Raw genomic sequence first — 18,995 nt, 5'->3', positions numbered from 1 at the left:
GCGGCGGTCGAGCGTATCGGTGGCGATACCCACAGGCCCTAGTCCTCTGCGCTTGCGTCGTCGAAGCCGATCAGGTTCCAGCTCTGGCGCATATGCGGCGGCATCGGTGCGGTGACGTCGATAAAACCCTTGTCGGGATGCGGGATGACGATGCGGCGCGCGTGCAGATGCAAGCGGTTCTGCATGCCGCCGGGAAAATCCCAATTGGTGTCGGCCTCGAAATATTTGGGGTCACCGATGATCGGGGAGCCGATGTGAGCGGCATGGACGCGAAGCTGATGGGTGCGGCCGGTATAGGGCTCCATCTCCAGCCAGGTCATCGTCTGCGCCGCCTGCTCGATAATACGGTAGTAAGACACCGCATGGTCGGCGCCCTTTTCGCCATGTTTGGCGACGCGCACGCGGTCGCCGTCCGGCGTCGGCTCCTTGATCAGCCAGGTCGAGATCTTGTCCTCGCGCTTCGGCGGCACGCCCTTGACCAGCGCCCAATAGGTCTTCTTGGTTTCACGCGCCCGGAACGCCTCGGCGAGCTTCATGGCGGCGAGCCTGGTGCGGGCGACGACCAGCACGCCTGACGTGTCGCGGTCGAGCCGATGCACCAGGCGTGGTTTCTCGCCCTTCTGGCTGCGCCAGGCTTCCAGCATGTCGTCGACATTGCGGGTGACGCCCGAGCCACCCTGAACGGCAAGGCCGGCCGGCTTGTTGAAGACGAAGACTTTCGGATCTTCATGGATCAGCATCTTGGCCAGGACGTCGGCGTCGCCCTGGTTGCGGATCGAGTGACCAGTGAGCGCGCTTTCACCCTTCTTGTCCACCTCGAGCGGCGGGATGCGGACCATCTGGCCGGGCTCGACGCGGGTATCGGCCTTCACCCTGCCGCCATCGACACGGATCTGGCCGGAACGCAGCAGTTTTTGCAGATGGCCGAAGCCAAGACCCGGAAAATGGGTCTTGAACCAGCGGTCGAGCCGCATGCCCGCCTCGCCGGCCTCCACCGTGATCTGTTCAACACCTGCCATTGTCTCGTTTTACCCGTTTCTAGCGCATGACCTGAAATCGATTTTCGGAAAGGGTCGTGCGCAAATCAAAATGCTACAGCGTCTTTGCGCGTCCTAAGGGACGCGAGGTGCTGCAAGCGGGGGCAATAGCATTAAGGCAGGCTTCTTGCGAGCCAAAGACCCAGAAACAGGGCAATGATCGCGCCAATGAGGCTGGCAAGGGCATATCCGAACGCCGGCAGCGTCGCGCCACGCTCCCACAGCGTCGCAAAATCGAGCGAAAAGGCGGAGAAAGTGGTGAAGCCGCCGAGGATGCCGGTGGCAACGAACAGCCGAAGCTCGTTCGATCCGCCGTAGCGCCGCGCCAGGGTCGTGATGAACAGGCCCATGGCAAAGGAGCCGACGATGTTGATCGCCATCGTGCCCCAGGGAAAACTCGGGCCGACAAGACGCAGCGCAACGAAATTGGCGACGTGGCGCAGCCCCGCACCAATAGCGCCGCCCGCGGCAACAAGCAGGAGATTAATCATCGCCGTCTACTGCCCCTACAGGACGGCCTCGGTCAATCCCTGCTGCTCAGCGTGCGGCGCCGTCCCGAGCGGAAAAACCGTACGAGGCTACTTTTTCCGCTCGCCGCGCAGCTTCGCCCAATAGTCGAGCCGTTTCCTGATATCGCGTTCAAAGCCGCGCTCGGGCGGATCATAGAATGTGTGGCGGCCCATCTTTTCCGGAAAATAATCCTGTCCGGAAAAAGCGTCCGGCTCGTCGTGGTCATAACGGTAGCCTGCGCCGTAATCTTCTTCCTTCATCAGCTTGGTCGGCGCGTTGAGGATGTGTTTGGGCGGCAGCAGCGAGCCGAACTCCTTCGCCGCCTGTGTGGCGGCCTTGAAGGCGGTGTAGACGGCGTTGGATTTGGGCGCGCTGGCGAGATAGACGGTGGCCTCGGCAAAAGCGAGCTCGCCTTCTGGCGAGCCCAGATAGTCGTAGGCATCCTTGGCGGCATTGGCGATGACCAGCGCCTGCGGGTCGGCCAGCCCGATATCCTCCATCGCCATGCGCACCAGCCGGCGGCCGAGATAGAGCGGATCCTCACCGGCGTCGAACATGCGGGCGAGATAATAGAGGGCGGCGTCCGGGTCGGAGCCGCGCACCGATTTGTGCAGCGCCGAAATCAGATTGTAGTGGCCGTCCTGGCCCTTGTCATAGATCGGCGCGCGGCGCTGGACGATGCGCTGCAGGCCCTCGGCGCCGAACACCTCGCCTGATTTGGCGGCGCGCCAAACCTCTTCGGCCAGCGTCAGCGCCGCGCGGCCATCGCCATCGCTCATGCGGATGAGCATCGCCCTCGCCTCGTCGTCGAGCGGCAGCCCCCTGCCCTCGGTCTCCTCCGCCCGCGCCAGCAGCTTGGCGATGCTGTCCTCACCGAGCGAATGGAAGACCAGCACGCGGGCGCGGGACAACAGCGCGGCATTCAGCTCGAAGGACGGGTTCTCGGTGGTGGCGCCAACCAGCACGACAGTGCCATCTTCCATCACAGGCAGAAAACTGTCCTGCTGGGCGCGGTTGAAGCGATGGATCTCGTCGACGAAAAGCAGCGTCTGACGGCCATTGGTGCGACGCAGCTTCGCCGTCTCGAACACTTTTTTCAAATCGGCGACGCCGGAAAACACCGCCGATATCTGCTCGAAGGCAAGACTGGTTTCGCCGGCAAGCAACCGCGCGACGGTAGTCTTGCCAGTCCCCGGCGGCCCCCAGAAGATCATCGAGCCGAGCGAGCCTGAGCCGATGAGCCGCGTCAGTGCGCCGTCAGGCCCGGTCAGATGCTCCTGGCCAACGACCTCGGCAAGGTTCTTCGGGCGCAGTCGGTCGGCCAGCGGCCTGCCGGGCGGCGCTTTTTCCGGTTCATCGACACTGAACAGATCGGCCATGCACTTCTTTTCGTTGGAGCGCGATCTCGTCCGAAGGATCGAGTTCGGGCTTAGTAACGCAACACCTGGCGCAGTATCTGCCCGCCGCGCTCGACGGTAAAGCGCCACCAGCGAGTCTCCTGCATGGATGCCTGTTCCAGGGTCGCTGCGGTATCGATGGTCAAGCCATTGACCTCGCGAACGATGTCGCCCGGCTGGAAGCCGAAGCCGGCTGCGGGCGAGCCACGATTGATGTCGATCACGGTAACGCCCTTGGCATCCGTGCGCATGCCTAGCCGCTGAGCGAGCCGAGGCGACAGTTCAGCAACCTTGGCACCGGAAAACGGGCTGCGGCCGCGCAGCGTCACTTCCGCAAGTTTTGCACCTTCCGGAGCGCGCTGCAGCGCGATGTCCATCGTCGCTTGCTGGCCTTTGCTCAGCACGGCGAAGCTGGCACTGGTGCCGATCGACAGCGTCGCCATCCGGTAATCCAGCGCCTCGATACTCTCGACCGGCGTGCCGTTGAGCGACAACACGACGTCACCGGCCTTGAGCCCCGCCGTGGCCGCCGGCCCTGCTGCTTCGACAGACGAGACCAGCGCGCCGGTCGAGGTCTCCATGCCGAGCGATTCGGCGATCTGCGGCGTCACGCGCTCGAATTCGGCGCCGATATAGGGCCGCTCGAAGAAGTCGCGCCCGGCCTTGGCCGCATCGGCAAAAGCGCGAACCATGTTGGAAGGAATAGCAAAGCCGATGCCGATCGAGCCGCCGCTACGGCTGTAGATCGCCGTGTTGATGCCGACGAGCTGGCCGCCCATGTTGATCAGCGCGCCGCCGGAGTTGCCGGGATTGATCGCGGCGTCGGTCTGGATGAAGAAACTGGAATCGGAAACGCCGATGTGGCTGCGGGCAAGCGCCGAAACAATGCCGCTGGTTGTGGTCTGGCCGACACCGAAGGGATTGCCGATGGCCAGCAACAGGTCGCCAACCTCGAGCGCATCGGAATCACCGATGGCGACGACCGGAAATGGCTTGTCGGCGGAGATCTTGAGCACAGCGAGGTCAAGCGTCTCGTCCTTGAGCAGCACCTTGCTGTCGAATTCACGCCCGTCCGCGGTAGCGACCTTGACCTGATCGGCATCCTTGATGACGTGGAAATTGGTGACCACTATGCCCGTCGGATCGACCAGCACGCCGGAGCCGAGCGAGGACTGCGCACGCGGCTGCGAACGGCCGAAGAACTCTTCGAAGAACGGATCGCCGTCGAAGGGCGATCTCATCTTGGCCGTTTGCGAGGCATAGACATTGACCACGGCCGGCGCCGTCTGCTTGACCAGCGGCGCGAAGGACAGTTGCACCTCCTCGCGGCCGAATGGCACGCGCTTGTCTGGACCGGAGGTGGCATTTTCGCCTTCGGCGCCGCGCAGCAGGTCGGTCAGCACATCGGACAGGCCGGGATCGGCTTTGGTGTCCTGCGCCAGCGCCTGCCTGGCCGCCGGCACGACTGCCAGCGCCATCAAGGCGCAGAGTAGAACAAGGGACAGCCGTTTTACGTGCATTCCGAATCCTCCGGGTCGGGCGCCATTGTCCCGACGATTGTGCAAAATGAAAGGCTAAGGCGCTGAAATCCGATTATTTTGGGCGGAAAGGCATGAGCTGAGCCAAGAAGTCGCAGCAAATGCTCCTTGCCGCTTCCGGAATGCGAAAAGGGGCCCGCAGGCCCCTTAAACTCACTCAGGAGAAACCGAAGCTTATGCAGCTGCGGCTTCCTCGTCGGTGCCTTCGGCCTCGATGCGGGCACGGTCGCCGGCGCCCTTGGCCGAGGTGTCGCGATCGACGAACTCGATGACCGCCATGGCGGCATTGTCACCGTGGCGGAAGCCCGCCTTCATGATGCGCAGATAACCGCCGTTGCGGGTGGCGTAGCGGGGCGCGATCGTGTCGAACAGACGCTTGACGACGCCTTCATTGCCGATCTGGGCAATCACCTGACGGCGGGCATGCAGATCACCGCGCTTGCCGAGCGTCACCAGCTTCTCGACGATCGGACGCAGATCCTTCGCCTTCGGCAATGTGGTGAGGATTTGCTCATGCTCGATGAGCGATACGGCAAGGTTGGCAAACATCGATTTGCGATGGCTTATGCTGCGGGCGAACCGGCGGCCTTTAAATCCGTGGCGCATGGCTCTTCTCCTTCATTCCGGGTTCAAGAGGCCACAGCCTCAGTTGGTTAGCCGCATGATCTTGCCCGAAAAGTCTGCAACTTTTCGGGATCATGCTCAATATTGATCTTCGTAACGCTTGGCGAGGTCTTCGATGTTTTCCGGCGGCCAATCCGGCACTTCCATGCCGAGGTGCAGGCCCATTGCCGCCAGGACTTCCTTTATCTCGTTCAGCGACTTGCGGCCGAAGTTCGGGGTGCGCAGCATCTCGGCTTCGGTCTTCTGGATCAGGTCGCCGATATAGACGATGTTGTCGTTCTTCAGGCAGTTGGCCGAACGCACCGAAAGCTCGAGTTCGTCGACCTTCTTGAGCAGCGCCGGGTTGAAGGCAAGCTCGGTCACCTGCTCGGCGGCGACTTCCTTCTGCGGCTCGTCGAAATTGACGAACAGGCCAAGCTGATCCTGCAGGATGCGAGCGGCGAAAGCCACCGCGTCCTCGCCCGAGATCGAACCGTCGGTGTCGATCGTCATGGTCAGCTTGTCATAGTCGAGAACCTGGCCCTCGCGGGTGTTCTCGACCTTGTAGGAAACCTTCTTGACCGGCGAGTAGAGGCTGTCGACCGGGATGAGGCCGATCGGCGCGTCTTCGGCGCGATTGCGGTCGGCCGGAACGTAGCCCTTGCCGGTATCGACGGTGAACTCCATGCGGATTTCAGCGCCTTCGTCCAGCGTGCAGATGACGTGGTCGGGGTTGAGGATCTCGACGTCGCCGACCGTCTGGATGTCGCCGGCGAGAACGGCGCCCGGTCCCTGCTTGCGCACGACCATGCGCTTGGGGCCGTCGCCTTCCATGCGGATGGCGATTTCCTTGATGTTCAAGACGATGTCGGTCACGTCCTCGCGCACGCCGGCGATGGACGAGAATTCATGCAGAACGCCGTCGATCTGCACGGCGGTCACAGCCGCGCCACGCAACGAAGACAGAAGCACGCGACGCAGCGCATTGCCGAGGGTAAGACCAAAGCCGCGCTCGAGCGGCTCGGCGACCAGCGTGGTCAGCGTCTTCTTCTTCGACGAAAACTCGATCTTGTTCGGCTTGATCAGTTCCTGCCAATTTTTCTGGATCATAATACTTTCCTTCCGTTGACCCGCCACCATCCAATCGTGGCGGGCGACCTGGAATGCCGTGGAGGAACGCAACTGGGCGTTCGCGCGGCGTTCGGTAATTTCCTAAAGCGCGTCGCGCTTTAGGTCTCTGTTTTTATGCATGTCGTTGCCCCAAAACCGCTGCGCACTTTTTGGCGACATGCTTTAGACGCGGCGCTTCTTGCGCGGGCGGCAGCCATTGTGCGGGATCGGCGTCACATCACGGATCGAGGTGATGGTGAAGCCGGCTGCCTGCAGCGCGCGCAGCGCCGATTCACGACCGGAGCCGGGTCCGCAGACCTCGACCTCGAGCATGCGCATGCCGTGTTCCTGGGCCTTCTTGGCGACGTCTTCGGCAGCCATCTGGGCAGCGAACGGCGTCGACTTGCGAGACCCCTTGAAGCCCTGGGCTCCCGCCGACGACCAGGCAATCGAATTGCCCTGCGCGTCGGTGATGGTGATCATCGTGTTGTTGAAGGTCGAGTTGACGTGGGCAACGCCCGACGAGATATTCTTGCGTTCGCGACGGCGAACACGTGTGGCTTCCTTGGCCATGATGGTCCTTTCAGTTGATCTCTACACCGCCGTAATGCCAGCGGCTCCACCTTGCTAAGGGAGTAGGGGAATAGGGCAGTAGGGAGTATGTCTGGCCGCAGACGAACCGCGCCGCATTACATACTGCCTTACTGCCCTACTCCCATATTCCCCTAAATTACTTCTTCTTGCCGGCGATCGACTTGGCCGGGCCCTTGCGGGTGCGCGCATTGGTGTGCGTGCGCTGGCCGCGAACCGGCAGCGAGCGGCGATGACGCAGGCCGCGATAGCAGCCGAGGTCCATGAGCCGCTTGATGTTCATCGACACTTCGCGGCGCAGATCGCCCTCGACCTGATAGTCGCGGTCGATCGTCTCGCGGATCTGCAGCACTTCCGCGTCGGTCAGCTGGTTGACGCGGCGCTCGGCCGGGATGCCGACCTTGTCGACGATCTCCTGGGCGAAGTTCTTGCCAATGCCGTGAATGTACTGAAGCGCAATGACGACGCGCTTGTTGGTCGGAATGTTAACGCCAGCTATACGAGCCATGTTCTTCTCTTCTCCATGTGGGCCGGACAAGCCGGCGCTATCAAAGTTGCCCCGCGTCCGGTGGAGGCCGGCCCATGCGGGAGTTTCCAGTTCAAAGCGGCTGCCTTGCCCTTGCGGGCAAGCAAGCCTCATGCCTGATAGGAAGACGGGCCGCCATACCCCAGCGAGCCGCTCCAGTCAAGCGTAATCGTTTATTTTCCGTTTGCCGCCCCTTGGGTCGCGGCCGCGAGCACCACTTCGATCTGTTGCGTCACCGCATCGATGTCGGCCATTCCGTCGACACCTCTCAGCTTGCCCTTGGCATAGTAGTAGCCGATCAGCGGCGACGTTTTCTTGTAGTACTCCCTCAGGCGCTCTTCGAACACCGCCGGATTGTCGTCTTTGCGTACCGGCAGACCCGCGGCCTTGGCCTGTTCGGCGCGCTTGCCGATTCGACCAACCAGTGCCTTGTCGTCGACGACGAGTTCGATGACAGCGTCGAGCGTGAGGCCGCGATCCGAGAGCATCGATTCAACCGCGTCCGCTTGCACCAAGGTTCGCGGGTATCCGTCAAGGATGAATCCCCCGGCGCAATCGGCCTGATCGATCCGCTCGGCCACGATGGCGTTGACGATGGCGTCGGAGACCAGTTCGCCCGCGTCCATCACCGCCTTGGCGCGTTTGCCGACATCGGTGCCGGCCTGGACAGCAGCGCGCAGCATATCGCCCGTGGAGAGTTGGGGTATGCCGTATTTTTCTACCAGTCTTTGTGCTTGCGTCCCCTTGCCCGCCCCTGGCGGTCCAAGCAATATCAACCTCATCTGGCCTTTTTCCCCCCGCGCAGCTTCGACTTCTTGATCAGGCCCTCATACTGATGCGCGATCAGGTGACCCTGAATCTGCGCCACCGTATCGAGCGTTACACTGACCACGATCAGAAGCGATGTGCCACCGAGGTAGAATGGTACGCCAGTCGCTGAAATCAGGAACTCGGGCAGCAGACACACCAGCACCAGATAGATGGCGCCGACGACGGTGATGCGGGTGAGAACATAGTCGATGTAATCGGCCGTGCGCTCGCCCGGACGGTAGCCCGGAATGAAACCCGAATGCTTCTTGAGCTGGTCGGCGGTGTCCTTCGGGTTGAAGACGATCGCCGTATAGAAGAAGGCGAAAAACACGATCATCGCCGCATAGAACGCCATGTAGAGCGGCTGGCCATGGCCGAGTGCCGCGAGCACGGTGCTGGCCCAGGCTGGCATGTTGGTGGTCTGCGAGAAGCCTGCGACCGTCGCCGGCAGCAACAGCAGCGAAGAGGCGAAGATCGGCGGAATGACGCCGGCCGTATTGAGCTTGAGCGGCAGGTGCGAAGTGTCGCCCTGGAACATGCGGTTGCCGACCTGGCGCTTCGGATACTGGATCAGCAAGCGCCGCTGGGCGCGCTCGAAGAACACGATCAGCGCGATGACGACGACGGCGAGAACGATGATCGCCAGGATCAGGCCGGTCGACAGCGCGCCGGTGCGGCCAAGTTCCAGCGTACCGGAGATGGCTTGCGGCAGGCCGGCGACGATGCCGGAAAAGATGATCAGCGAAATGCCGTTGCCGATGCCGCGGGCGGTGATCTGCTCGCCGAGCCACATCAGGAACATGGTGCCGCCGACCAGCGTGATGACCGTCGAGACGCGGAAGAACATGCCTGGATCGCTGACGATGCCGTTGCCGCCTTCCAGTCCGACCGAAATGCCATAGGCCTGGACCAGCGCTAAAAGCACGGTGCCGTAGCGCGTGTACTGGTTGATGACCTTGCGGCCCTGCTCGCCTTCCTTCTTCAGCGCTTCCAGCGACGGGATGACGGAGGTCATCAGCTGCATGATGATGGAAGCGGAGATATAGGGCATGATGCCGAGGGCAAAGATCGCCATGCGCTCCACGGCGCCGCCGGCGAACATGTTGAACATGCCGAGCACGCCCTTGCTCTGCGACGAGAAGGCCTGGGCGAAAGCGTCGGGATTGATGCCGGGCAGCGGGATATAGGTGCCGAGGCGGTAGACGAGCAGCGCACCGATGGTGAACCAGATGCGCTTCTTCAGATCCTCCGCCTTGGCGAAGGCCGAGAAATTCAGATTCGAGGCTAGTTGTTCAGCAGCCGAAGCCATGCCTGATTCTCCGCTTGGTCACGCTCGATGGCCCGCAACTCAGGCGGCGCGTGTCACCGAAGCTCACGAGATAAGCTCCGGACTGCAAACATGCAAGCGGCCGCGTTGACGCGGCCGCCATATTGGTCGGATCAAAGCGCAATCAAAAGCGAAACGTATCCCACTCTTGCCGATCGCGCTTCAAATCGACGTTACTCGGCGGCTGCCTTTTCCGGCAGCTTCACCGAACCGCCGGCCTTTTCGATCTTCTCGATGGCAGCCTTGGAGGCGCCGGCCACGTCGAAGGCGAGTTTCGACTTGATGTCGCCGTCGGAGAGGATGCGCACGCCGTCCTTGACGCGGCGAATGACGCCGGCAGCGACCAGCGCTTCGGCCGTCACAGTCGTCTTGGCGTCGAGCTTCTTGGCGTCGAGCGCGGCCTGGATGCGGGCCAGCGACACGACAGTGAAGCTCTTGGCGAAGATGTTGTTGAAGCCACGCTTCGGCAGACGCCGGTAGAGCGGCATCTGGCCGCCCTCGAAGCCGTTGATGGCGACGCCGGAGCGCGCCTTCTGACCCTTGACGCCGCGACCGGCGGTCTTGCCCGAGCCGGAACCGATGCCGCGGCCGAGACGCTTCTTGGAATGCGTCGCGCCGTCCTTGTCACGCAGATCGTTGAGTTTCATCTGAGTTCTCCTGCGCTCTGGCTCAGCCCTCGTCCACGACGCGGACGAGATGCTGGACGGCAGCGATCATGCCGCGCACGGAGGGGGTGTCCTCCAGCGTGCGCTGCTTGTGCATCTTGTTGAGGCCGAGGCCGACCAGCGTAGCGCGCTGCTCCTTCGGCCGGCGGATCGGCGAACCGATCTGCTCGACGGTGATGGTCTTGGTTGCTTTCTTGGCCATGGTCAAAATCCCTGGTCAGATCGACTATTCTTCGGCCGCAACGGCGGTGCCGCGGCGGGCCTGAAGGGTCGAATACTTGATGCCGCGCGCAGCGGCCACATCTTTGGGATGCATCTGGCTCTTCAGCGCGTCGAAGGTGGCGCGAACCATGTTGTACGGGTTCGACGAACCCATCGACTTGGCAACCACGTCATGCATGCCTAGCGTCTCGAAGACGGCGCGCATCGGCCCGCCGGCGATGATGCCGGTACCCTGCTTGGCAGCGCGCAGCAGAACGCGTCCGGCTCCCCAACGTCCCTCGACGTCGTGGTGCAGCGTACGGCCCGAGCGCAGCGGCACGAAGATCATGTCGCGCTTGGCCGATTCGGTCGCCTTGCGGATCGCCTCAGGCACTTCGCGCGCCTTGCCATGACCGAAGCCGACGCGGCCCTTCTGGTCGCCGACGACGACGAGTGCTGCAAAGCCGAAGCGCCGGCCGCCCTTGACGACCTTGGCGACGCGGTTGATGTGGACGAGCTTGTCCACCATGCCGTCGTCGCGCTCTTCGCGATCACGGCCGCGGCCGCCATCCCTACGTTCCTGTGCCATATCCTGTTCCTTGTTTTTTTCCGGAAGCACGGTTGATGATGATATCCGGTTCCCTCTGTGGGGTTGCCGGGGGCGAAACTTTTTAGAAGCTCAAGCCGCCTTCACGGGCAGCCTCGGCCAGTGCCTTGACGCGGCCGTGATAGATGTACGGTCCGCGGTCGAAGACAACTTCCTTGACGCCGGCCTTCGAAGCGCGCTCGGCAATCAACTTGCCGATTGCGACAGCGGCGGCAGTGTCGGCACCGGTCTTGAGCGAACCCTTGAGGTCCTTCTCCAGCGTCGAGGCGGCAGCGATGGTGTGGCCCTTGGCGTCGTCGATGACCTGCACGTAGATGTTCTTCGACGTGCGGTGGACCGACAGGCGCGGACGCTCGCCTGCGACCTTCTTGATCTGGCGGCGGACGCGCTGAGCGCGGCGTTGGGTGGATTCTTTCGAGCCCATGATATCAGTTCCTTGCCTTCAAAAAACGGGGGCAACCCTGTGCGGTAGGACAAGCCTCCCGCGACCGCTCCCCGCGGCGTTGAAATTACTTCTTCTTGCCTTCCTTGCGGACGATCTTCTCGCCAGCGTAACGAACGCCCTTGCCCTTGTACGGCTCGGGACCGCGATATTCGCGGATCTCGGCAGCAACCTGACCGACCTTCTGCTTGTCGATGCCGGTCACGGTGATTTCCGTCGGCTTCGGCACGGTGATCGTGATGTCCTGCGGCGTTTCGTAGACGACGTCATGGCTGAAGCCGAGCGCAAGCTGCAGGTTCTTGCCCTGCATGGCGGCGCGATAGCCGACGCCGGTGATCTCGAGCTTCTTTTCGAAACCGTCCTTGACGCCCTGCAGGATGTTGACGATCTGCGTGCGCGACATACCCCATTTGGAGCGGGCGGTCTTGGTCTGGTCGCGCGGCTGGACAGCGATCTCGCTGCCTTCCATCTTGACCAGCACTTCGTCGTTCACCACGAACTTCAGCTCACCCTTGGGGCCCTTCGCCGTGACGGTCTGGCCGTCAACGGTCGCGGTCACGCCCTGCGGCAGCGAAACGGGTTTCTTTCCAATACGAGACATTTTGTTGTCCTCGTCACTTCTCTTGTTTCAGGTCTCTATTTTCGAGCGAGATCTTGCCCGAAAACCGGTAACCACTTTTCGGGATCTCGCTGCCAGATCAGAAGATCTGGCAGAGGATTTCCCCGCCGACATTCTGTTCACGCGCTTCGTGGTCGGCCATCACGCCCTTCGGCGTCGAAAGGATGGCGATGCCGAGGCCGTTGGCGACGTGCGGGATCGACTTCGCCGAAACGTAGACGCGACGGCCCGGCTTCGAGACGCGGGCGATTTCGCGCACGACCGGCGCACCGTCGAAATACTTCAGCTCGATCTCGATTTCGGACTTGCCGTTGTCGAAGTCGGTCTGGCTGTAGTCGCGGATATAGCCTTCCGCCTTCAGCACGTCGAGGACGCGGGTACGCAGGCGCGAAGCCGGCGTCGAAACGCTCGACTTCTTGCGGCCATAGGCGTTGCGGATGCGGGTCAGCATATCGCCGAGAGGATCGCTCAATGACATGTTATGTCCTCCTTACCAGCTCGACTTGACCAGGCCCGGGATCTGGCCGTTATTGCCGAGATCCCGAAGCGCGATGCGCGATACTTTGAGCTTGCGATAGTAGGCACGCGGACGTCCGGTGACTTCGCAGCGGTTGCGGATGCGGATCTTGGCCGAGTTGCGCGGCAGTGCCGCAAGCTTCAGCTGAGCGCGGAAGCGCTCTTCCATCGGCTTGGACTGATCCATGATGATCGCCTTGAGGGCCTTACGCTTGGCAGCGTACTGGTCCACAAGCTTGCGGCGCCTGTTGTTCTTCTCGACTGAGCTGGTCTTTGCCATTTCAGATTTTTCCTTTTCTCGCTGCCGTTACTGGCGGAAGGGGAAGTTGAAGGCCTTGAGCAATGCCCTGGCTTCGTCGTCCGTCTTCGCAGTCGTACAAACGATGACGTCCATGCCCCAGATCTGATCAACCTTGTCGTAGTTGATCTCCGGGAACACGATGTGTTCCTTGATGCCCATGGCATAGTTGCCACGGCCATCGAAGCTCTTCGGATTGAGCCCGCGGAAGTCGCGGACGCGCGGCAGCGCGATGTTCACGAGGCGGTCGAGGAACTCGTACATGCGTTCCTTGCGCAGCGTGACCTTGGCGCCGATCGGCATCTTTTCGCGGACCTTGAAGCCGGCGATCGAATTGCGGGCGTGGGTGACGACGGCCTTCTGGCCGGCGATCATCGCAAGGTCTTCCGCAGCGATCGAAGGCTTCTTCGAATCGCCGGTGGCTTCGCCGACGCCCATGTTCAGCACGATCTTGTCGATGCGCGGAACCTGCATCTCGTTCTCGTAGCCGAACTGCTCCTGCAGCGCCTTGCGAATGGTCTCGTTGTAGACCTGCTTGAGGCGCGGCGTGTTCTGAGCAGTCGCCTGCTTGGTTTGAGACTTAGCCATTGATGACTTCTCCCGAGCGCTTGGCGACGCGCACCTTCTTGCCGTCCTTCTGGAAGATGAAACCGACGCGGGTCGGCTTGCCATCCTTGGGGTCGGCCAGCGCGATGTTCGACAGCTGGATCGGCGCTTCCTTGGTGATGATCCCGCCCTCTTGGGACTGGGACTGCTTCTGGTGACGACGGATCATGTTGACGCCGCGCACCAGCGCGGTGTCTTCCTTCGGCTGTACCGAGAGGACTTCGCCCGAACGGCCCTTGTCCTTGCCGGCCAGCACGACGACCTTGTCGCCTTTTCTAATCTTCTGCATTGGTCCGGCTCCTTACAGCACTTCAGGCGCGAGCGAGATGATCTTCATGTGGTTCTTGGCGCGGAGTTCGCGCGGAACCGGTCCGAAGATACGCGTGCCGATCGGCTCTTTCTTGTTGTCGACGAGAACGGCCGCGTTCTTGTCGAAACGGATCACGCTGCCGTCCGGGCGGCGGATGTCCTTGGCCGTGCGAACCACGACCGCCTTCATCACATCGCCCTTCTTGACGCGGCCGCGCGGGATGGCTTCCTTGATCGACACCACGATGATGTCGCCCACAGAAGCGTATTTCCGCTTCGAGCCGCCCAGCACCTTGATGCACATGACACGACGGGCGCCGGAATTATCCGCGACGTCGAGGTTTGTTTGCATCTGAATCATGACTGGCCGCCTTCTTCTCTTCTAACGGGACGGGCTCAAAGCCCCTCCCCGGTCTGTCCAAAATTCGTTGTTTACGCCTGGTCCGAAGACACTACGGTCCAGCGCTTGTCCTTGGAAATCGGCTTCGATTCCTGGATGAACACCTGATCGCCGACTTTGTGGGCGTTGTTCTCGTCGTGCGCCTTGTACTTCTTGGTCATGCGCACGGTCTTCTTCATCACGGGATGCGTGAAGCGCCGTTCGACCTTGACGACAACCGTCTTCTCGTTTTTGTCGCTGACGACGGTGCCCTGCAGAATGCGCTTTGGCATGGTTTTCGTCCTTAAGCCTTCTTAGCCGCGGACTTTTCCGCAGCGATGGTCTTGATACGCGCAATGTCCTTACGGACCTGCCTCACGCGCGCGGTCTTCTCGAGCTGGCCGGTGGCCTTCTGGAAGCGCAGGTTGAACTGCTCCTTCTTCAGGCTGGCCAGATCGTCGGTCAGCTGGTCCTGGGTCTTGGTCCGGATGTCTTCGGCTTTCATGATCAGCCCGTCCTTATTCTGCGATGCGCTGTACGAAGCGCGTCCTGACCGAGAGCTTGGCCGCGCCGAGACGCAGCGCCTCACGGGCGGTTTCCTCATTGACGCCGTCGATCTCGAACATGATGCGGCCTGGCTTGACGCGCGCCGCCCAGTAATCGACCGCGCCCTTGCCCTTGCCCATGCGGACTTCGGTCGGCTTCGACGTCACCGGCACGTCCGGGAAGATACGGATCCAGACGCGGCCGGCGCGCTTCATTTCGCGGGTGATCGCGCGGCGGGCCGCCTCGATCTCACGCGCGGTGACGCGGTTCGGCTCAAGCGCCTTCAGCCCGAAACCGCCGAAATCCAGATTGGTGCCACCCTTGGCGGCACCGTGGATACGACCCTTGAACTGCTTGCGGAACTTTGTGCGCTTTGGCTGCAGCATCGTTCTAACTCCAAATTCTCAACTGTCTCAGGCGTTTTCGCGACGGCGACCGCGTTCGCGCTCACCACCACCGCCATGCGCATGATCGCCCTCGGTCGCACGGCGCTCCGAAGCCATCGGGTCGTGCTCGAGGATTTCGCCCTTGAACACCCAGACCTTGACGCCGCAGATGCCGTAAGCGGTGTGCGCTTCGGCCGTGCCGTAGTCGACATCGGCGCGCAGCGTATGCAGCGGCACGCGACCTTCGCGGTACCATTCCATGCGCGCGATCTCGGCGCCGCCGAGACGGCCGGCGCAGTTGATGCGGATGCCTTCGGCACCGAGGCGCATCGCAGACTGCACGGCGCGCTTCATGGCGCGGCGGAACGCGATGCGGCGCTCGAGCTGCTGGGCGATCGACTGGGCGACCAGCGTCGCGTCAATCTCGGGCTTGCGCACTTCGACGATGTTCAAATGCGTCTCGGACTTCGTCATCTCCATCAGCTTCTTGCGAAGCTTCTCGATGTCGGCGCCCTTCTTGCCGATGATCAGGCCCGGGCGCGCCGCATGAATGGTGACGCGGCACTTCTTGTGCGGACGCTCGATCACGACCTTCGAAATCGCAGCCTGCTTGAGTTCCTTCTCAAGATATTTGCGGATCTTGATGTCCTCATGCAGCAGCTTGCCATACTCGCCGGTGTTCGCGAACCAGCGCGAATCCCAGGTGCGGTTGATGCCGAGACGCAGACCGATCGGATTGACTTTCTGGCCCATTATGCGGCCTCCCCTTTTTCTTCGACTTCACGAACGACGATCGTGAGGTGCGAGAACGGCTTCTCGATACGGCTGGCGCGACCACGGCCACGGGCATGGAACCGCTTCATGACGATCGACTTGCCGACATAGGCTTCCGCCACGATCAGCGCATCGACGTCGAGGTCGTGGTTGTTTTCCGCGTTGGCGATCGCCGATTCCAGCGTCTTCTTGACCGTGCCGGAAATCCGCTTGGCCGAGAATTCGAGATCGGAAAGCGCTGTCGCGACCTTCTTGCCGCGGATCAGCGCGGCAACCAGGTTCAGCTTCTGCGGGCTGATACGGATCGTGCGCAACACGGCGCGCGCTTCGTTATCAGCAAGCCTGCGCGGAGCTTTGGCCTTGCCCATGATTATTTCCTCTTCGCCTTCTTATCCGCGCCGTGACCGTAATAGGTCCGGGTCGGAGCGAATTCACCGAACTTGTGGCCGACCATGTCCTCGTTCACCGAAACGGGAACGTGCTTCTGGCCGTTGTAGACACCGAAGGTGAAGCCGACGAACTGCGGCAGGATGGTGGAGCGACGGCTCCACATCTTGATCACCTCATTGCGACCACCTTCACGAACCTTGTCCACCTTCTTGAGAAGGTAGCCGTCGATGAAGGGGCCTTTCCAAATCGAACGAGTCACTTGGCGTTACCTCTTCTTAGCTCTTGCGCTGATGGCGCGAGCGCAGGATGAACTTGTCGGTCGCCTTATTGGACCGCGTCTTCTTGCCCTTGGTCGGCTTGCCCCAAGGCGAAACCGGATGGCGGCCACCCGAGGTGCGGCCTTCGCCGCCGCCATGCGGATGGTCGACCGGGTTCATGGTCACGCCGCGATTGTGCGGACGTTTTCCCCGCCACACCGTGCGGCCTGCCTTGCCGTCATTGATGTTGCCGTGGTCCGGGTTGGACACGGCGCCGACAGTGGCCATGCACGAGCCGTGGACGACACGCTGCTCGCCTGAGTTCAGGCGCAGGATCGCCATGCCCTGGTCACGGCCGACGAGCTGAGCATAACCGCCAGCCGAACGGGCAACCTGGGCGCCCTTGCCCGGCTTCAGCTCGATGTTGTGGACGATCGTGCCGACCGGCATCGAGGCCAGCGGCATCGCATTGCCCGGCTTCACGTCGACCGCTTCGCCGGCCACGATCTTGTCGCCGGCAGCAAGGCGCTGCGGAGCGATGATGTAGGACAGCTCGCCATCGTCATACTTGATCAGCGCGATGAAGGCGCTGCGGTTCGGATCGTATTCGATACGCTCGACCGTGCCGACAACGTCGAACTTGCGGCGCTTGAAGTCGATGATGCGGTACGTACGCTTGTGACCGCCGCCGATGAAGCGAGCCGTGATGCGGCCGTAATTGTTGCGGCCGCCCGACTTGGTCAGGCCTTCGGTCAGGCCCTTGACGGGCTTACCCTTATAGAGGCCCGAGCGATCGACGATGACCAGCTGGCGGGTGCTCGGCGTTATCGGGTTGAATTTTTTCAGTGCCATGTTTCTGTCCTCGCGGTCTTGCTCAGAGACCCGTCGCGACGTCGATCGACTGGCCGTCGGCCAGCGTCACAATCGCCTTCTTGACGTCGCTCTGGCGGCCGATCGTGCCGCGGAAGCGCTTGATCTTGCCCTTGCGGACAAGCGTGTTCACGGCCATCACCTTGACGCCGAACAGCGCTTCGACGGCGGCCTTGATTTCCGGCTTCGACGCCTTCTTGGCGACGTTGAAGACGACCTGGTTCTGTTCGGAAGCCATGGTCGACTTTTCGGTGATCGCCGGCGAGACGATCACGTCGTAGTGACGAAGGTCGGTCATTTGAAGCGCTCCTCGAGAGCCTCGACGGCGGCCTTCGAGAGGACCAGCGTGCCGCGGCGCAGAATGTCGTAGACGTTGATGCCCTGGATGGGCAGCACGTCGATGTTCGGGATGTTCGTCGCCGCCAGCTTGAAGTTCTTATCGAGCTCGGCGCCGCCGATCAGCAGGGCGTTGGACAGGCCCAGCGTCGCGAAATTCGCGATCAGCGCCTTGGTCTTGGCCTCGGTCAACATCAACTCGTCGATGATGATGAGCGATGCGCTCTTGGCCTTGGCCGACAGAGCATGCTTGAGGCCCAGCGCACGCACCTTCTTCGGCAAATCGTGCTCGTGGCTGCGGACGACCGGACCGTGGGCCTTGCCGCCGCCGCGGAACTGCGGAGCGCGTGCCGAATGGTGGCGGGCGCGGCCCGTACCCTTCTGCTTGTACATCTTGGCGCCGGTCCGAGCGATCTCGGCGCGACCCTTGGTCTTGTGCGTGCCCTGCTGCTTCTTGGCAAGCTGCCAGCGCACGACGCGCTGCAGAATGTCCTCGCGCGGATCAAGGCCGAAAATCTCCTCGGAGAGTTTCACCTTGCCGGCGTCCTTGCCGCCAAGCGTTGTGATCTTGAGGTCCATTATTCCGCTCCCTCTGTGGCCGGGGCATCTACTGTGGCCGGGGCATCGTTCTTGGCGCCATCATTGGTCGCAATGGCGCGGATTGCGGCGGGCTTCGGCGCATTGGCCGGCAGCGCAACCTTGGCCGCGTCGCGGACCAGGATCCAGGCACCCTTCGAACCGGGAACCGCGCCGCGGATCAGGATCAGACCGCGATCGGCATCGGTCGAGACGACCTCGACATTCTGCGTTGTGACGCGGGTGTCACCCATGTGGCCAGCCATATGCTTGCCCTTGAACACCTTGCCCGGGTCCTGGCGCTGGCCGGTCGAGCCGTGCGTACGGTGCGAGACCGAGTTGCCGTGGGTCGCGCGGCCACCGCCCATGTGGTGCCGCTTGATAACGCCCTGGAAACCCTTGCCGATCGTGGTTCCCGTCACATCGACCTTCTGGCCGGCAACGAAATGATCGACGGTGATCTCGGCGCCGACATCGATCATGTTGTCGGCGGAGACACGGAATTCGGCAACCTTGGCCTTCGGCTCGACGGAAGCGGTCGCGAAATGGCCGCGCATAGCCTTCGACGTGTTCTTCACCTTGGCAAGGCCAACGCCGAGCTGGACGGCGGTATAGCCGTTCTTCTCCTGCGTGCGCTGCGCCACGACCTGGCAGTTCTCCATCTGGAGAACAGTGACGGGAACATGTTCCCCGGCATCGTTGTAGATGCGGGTCATTCCCACCTTCTTTGCAATCACACCTGAACGCATCGGTTCAATTCCTTTAGAGT

The 18,995-nt window shown here is 62.1% G+C and carries 30 protein-coding genes; all 30 read right to left on the bottom strand.

Features of this window, described 5'->3' with window-relative positions:
* Positions 1-38: 38 nt before the first annotated feature.
* On the bottom strand, positions 39-1,019 hold the full coding sequence (locus EN885_RS03210) for an RluA family pseudouridine synthase (RefSeq protein ID WP_128241074.1): 981 nt from the start codon (positions 1,017-1,019) through the stop codon (positions 39-41).
* Positions 1,020-1,150: 131 nt separating this feature from the next.
* Positions 1,151-1,528, bottom strand: coding sequence for a fluoride efflux transporter CrcB (crcB, locus tag EN885_RS03205; RefSeq protein WP_029352249.1), 378 nt, complete (start codon positions 1,526-1,528; stop codon positions 1,151-1,153).
* 87 nt (positions 1,529-1,615) lie between these two features.
* On the bottom strand, positions 1,616-2,926 hold the full coding sequence (locus EN885_RS03200; protein WP_128241075.1) for a replication-associated recombination protein A: 1,311 nt from the start codon (positions 2,924-2,926) through the stop codon (positions 1,616-1,618).
* 50 nt (positions 2,927-2,976) lie between these two features.
* Entirely contained in the window at positions 2,977-4,464 is a 1,488-nt protein-coding gene (locus EN885_RS03195; protein WP_127205467.1) for a DegQ family serine endoprotease, read from the bottom strand.
* A 192-nt stretch (positions 4,465-4,656) separates the two neighbouring features.
* Positions 4,657-5,088 (bottom strand): 50S ribosomal protein L17, encoded by a 432-nt coding sequence (rplQ, locus tag EN885_RS03190; RefSeq protein WP_023799277.1) that lies wholly within the window; start codon positions 5,086-5,088, stop codon positions 4,657-4,659.
* A gap of 96 nt (positions 5,089-5,184) precedes the next feature.
* Positions 5,185-6,195, bottom strand: a complete 1,011-nt coding sequence (locus tag EN885_RS03185) for a DNA-directed RNA polymerase subunit alpha (protein WP_023799278.1) — start codon at positions 6,193-6,195, stop codon at positions 5,185-5,187.
* A 183-nt stretch (positions 6,196-6,378) separates the two neighbouring features.
* The gene (gene rpsK, locus EN885_RS03180; protein WP_023799279.1) at positions 6,379-6,768 is read right to left on the bottom strand and encodes a 30S ribosomal protein S11; all 390 of its coding nucleotides are present in this window, start codon (positions 6,766-6,768) and stop codon (positions 6,379-6,381) included.
* A gap of 157 nt (positions 6,769-6,925) precedes the next feature.
* The gene (gene rpsM, locus EN885_RS03175) at positions 6,926-7,294 is read right to left on the bottom strand and encodes a 30S ribosomal protein S13 (RefSeq protein WP_029352234.1); all 369 of its coding nucleotides are present in this window, start codon (positions 7,292-7,294) and stop codon (positions 6,926-6,928) included.
* A 191-nt stretch (positions 7,295-7,485) separates the two neighbouring features.
* Positions 7,486-8,094, bottom strand: a complete 609-nt coding sequence (locus tag EN885_RS03170) for an adenylate kinase (RefSeq protein ID WP_127205468.1) — start codon at positions 8,092-8,094, stop codon at positions 7,486-7,488.
* A complete protein-coding gene (secY, locus tag EN885_RS03165; protein WP_095488570.1) occupies positions 8,091-9,431 on the bottom strand; it encodes a preprotein translocase subunit SecY in 1,341 nt (446 codons plus the stop codon). The genes EN885_RS03170 and secY overlap by 4 nt, the downstream gene beginning before the upstream one ends.
* A 191-nt stretch (positions 9,432-9,622) precedes the next feature.
* Positions 9,623-10,096: a 50S ribosomal protein L15 gene (rplO, locus tag EN885_RS03160; protein ID WP_095488569.1), complete on the bottom strand. Its 474-nt coding sequence runs from the start codon at positions 10,094-10,096 to the stop codon at positions 9,623-9,625.
* A gap of 22 nt (positions 10,097-10,118) precedes the next feature.
* The gene (gene rpmD, locus EN885_RS03155; protein WP_006205449.1) at positions 10,119-10,316 is read right to left on the bottom strand and encodes a 50S ribosomal protein L30; all 198 of its coding nucleotides are present in this window, start codon (positions 10,314-10,316) and stop codon (positions 10,119-10,121) included.
* A gap of 24 nt (positions 10,317-10,340) precedes the next feature.
* Complete coding sequence (gene rpsE / locus EN885_RS03150; RefSeq protein WP_006333394.1) at positions 10,341-10,904, bottom strand: 30S ribosomal protein S5; 564 nt, start codon at positions 10,902-10,904, stop codon at positions 10,341-10,343.
* 82 nt (positions 10,905-10,986) lie between these two features.
* A complete protein-coding gene (gene rplR / locus EN885_RS03145) occupies positions 10,987-11,346 on the bottom strand; it encodes a 50S ribosomal protein L18 (RefSeq protein ID WP_029352225.1) in 360 nt (119 codons plus the stop codon).
* Positions 11,347-11,431: 85 nt separating this feature from the next.
* A complete protein-coding gene (gene rplF, locus EN885_RS03140; protein WP_023799285.1) occupies positions 11,432-11,965 on the bottom strand; it encodes a 50S ribosomal protein L6 in 534 nt (177 codons plus the stop codon).
* A 97-nt stretch (positions 11,966-12,062) separates the two neighbouring features.
* Positions 12,063-12,461, bottom strand: coding sequence for a 30S ribosomal protein S8 (gene rpsH / locus EN885_RS03135; RefSeq protein WP_006205453.1), 399 nt, complete (start codon positions 12,459-12,461; stop codon positions 12,063-12,065).
* Between the two features lie 12 nt (positions 12,462-12,473).
* Positions 12,474-12,779: a 30S ribosomal protein S14 gene (gene rpsN / locus EN885_RS03130; protein ID WP_029352223.1), complete on the bottom strand. Its 306-nt coding sequence runs from the start codon at positions 12,777-12,779 to the stop codon at positions 12,474-12,476.
* Positions 12,780-12,806: 27 nt separating this feature from the next.
* Positions 12,807-13,385 carry a 50S ribosomal protein L5 gene (gene rplE, locus EN885_RS03125; protein ID WP_095488568.1) on the bottom strand — a complete coding sequence of 193 codons (579 nt, stop codon included), beginning with the start codon at positions 13,383-13,385 and terminating at the stop codon, positions 12,807-12,809.
* Entirely contained in the window at positions 13,378-13,692 is a 315-nt protein-coding gene (rplX, locus tag EN885_RS03120) for a 50S ribosomal protein L24 (RefSeq protein ID WP_013531428.1), read from the bottom strand. Before rplX ends, rplE begins: the two co-directional genes overlap by 8 nt.
* A 12-nt stretch (positions 13,693-13,704) precedes the next feature.
* Complete coding sequence (gene rplN, locus EN885_RS03115; protein ID WP_006205457.1) at positions 13,705-14,073, bottom strand: 50S ribosomal protein L14; 369 nt, start codon at positions 14,071-14,073, stop codon at positions 13,705-13,707.
* Between the two features lie 71 nt (positions 14,074-14,144).
* On the bottom strand, positions 14,145-14,384 hold the full coding sequence (gene rpsQ, locus EN885_RS03110) for a 30S ribosomal protein S17 (RefSeq protein WP_023799288.1): 240 nt from the start codon (positions 14,382-14,384) through the stop codon (positions 14,145-14,147).
* A gap of 11 nt (positions 14,385-14,395) precedes the next feature.
* Positions 14,396-14,596 (bottom strand): 50S ribosomal protein L29, encoded by a 201-nt coding sequence (gene rpmC, locus EN885_RS03105; RefSeq protein WP_006205459.1) that lies wholly within the window; start codon positions 14,594-14,596, stop codon positions 14,396-14,398.
* 13 nt (positions 14,597-14,609) lie between these two features.
* Entirely contained in the window at positions 14,610-15,023 is a 414-nt protein-coding gene (rplP, locus tag EN885_RS03100) for a 50S ribosomal protein L16 (RefSeq protein WP_023799290.1), read from the bottom strand.
* Between the two features lie 27 nt (positions 15,024-15,050).
* Positions 15,051-15,776, bottom strand: a complete 726-nt coding sequence (gene rpsC / locus EN885_RS03095; RefSeq protein ID WP_095488567.1) for a 30S ribosomal protein S3 — start codon at positions 15,774-15,776, stop codon at positions 15,051-15,053.
* A complete protein-coding gene (gene rplV, locus EN885_RS03090) occupies positions 15,776-16,165 on the bottom strand; it encodes a 50S ribosomal protein L22 (RefSeq protein WP_006205462.1) in 390 nt (129 codons plus the stop codon). The genes rpsC and rplV overlap by 1 nt, the downstream gene beginning before the upstream one ends.
* Before the next feature lie 2 nt (positions 16,166-16,167).
* Positions 16,168-16,446, bottom strand: coding sequence for a 30S ribosomal protein S19 (rpsS, locus tag EN885_RS03085; RefSeq protein WP_006205463.1), 279 nt, complete (start codon positions 16,444-16,446; stop codon positions 16,168-16,170).
* Positions 16,447-16,462: 16 nt separating this feature from the next.
* Complete coding sequence (gene rplB, locus EN885_RS03080) at positions 16,463-17,296, bottom strand: 50S ribosomal protein L2 (RefSeq protein ID WP_095488566.1); 834 nt, start codon at positions 17,294-17,296, stop codon at positions 16,463-16,465.
* A gap of 22 nt (positions 17,297-17,318) precedes the next feature.
* Positions 17,319-17,612, bottom strand: a complete 294-nt coding sequence (locus EN885_RS03075; protein WP_010909275.1) for a 50S ribosomal protein L23 — start codon at positions 17,610-17,612, stop codon at positions 17,319-17,321.
* Entirely contained in the window at positions 17,609-18,229 is a 621-nt protein-coding gene (gene rplD, locus EN885_RS03070) for a 50S ribosomal protein L4 (protein WP_027154042.1), read from the bottom strand. The genes EN885_RS03075 and rplD overlap by 4 nt, the downstream gene beginning before the upstream one ends.
* Positions 18,229-18,975, bottom strand: a complete 747-nt coding sequence (gene rplC / locus EN885_RS03065) for a 50S ribosomal protein L3 (protein ID WP_095488565.1) — start codon at positions 18,973-18,975, stop codon at positions 18,229-18,231. The genes rplD and rplC overlap by 1 nt, the downstream gene beginning before the upstream one ends.
* Positions 18,976-18,995: the final 20 nt, after the last annotated feature.

The sequence above is a fragment of the Mesorhizobium sp. M6A.T.Cr.TU.014.01.1.1 genome, from assembly GCF_004022765.1.
Taxonomy (GTDB): domain Bacteria; phylum Pseudomonadota; class Alphaproteobacteria; order Rhizobiales; family Rhizobiaceae; genus Mesorhizobium; species Mesorhizobium mediterraneum.
This window is presented reverse-complemented; position numbering and strand designations above follow the sequence as displayed.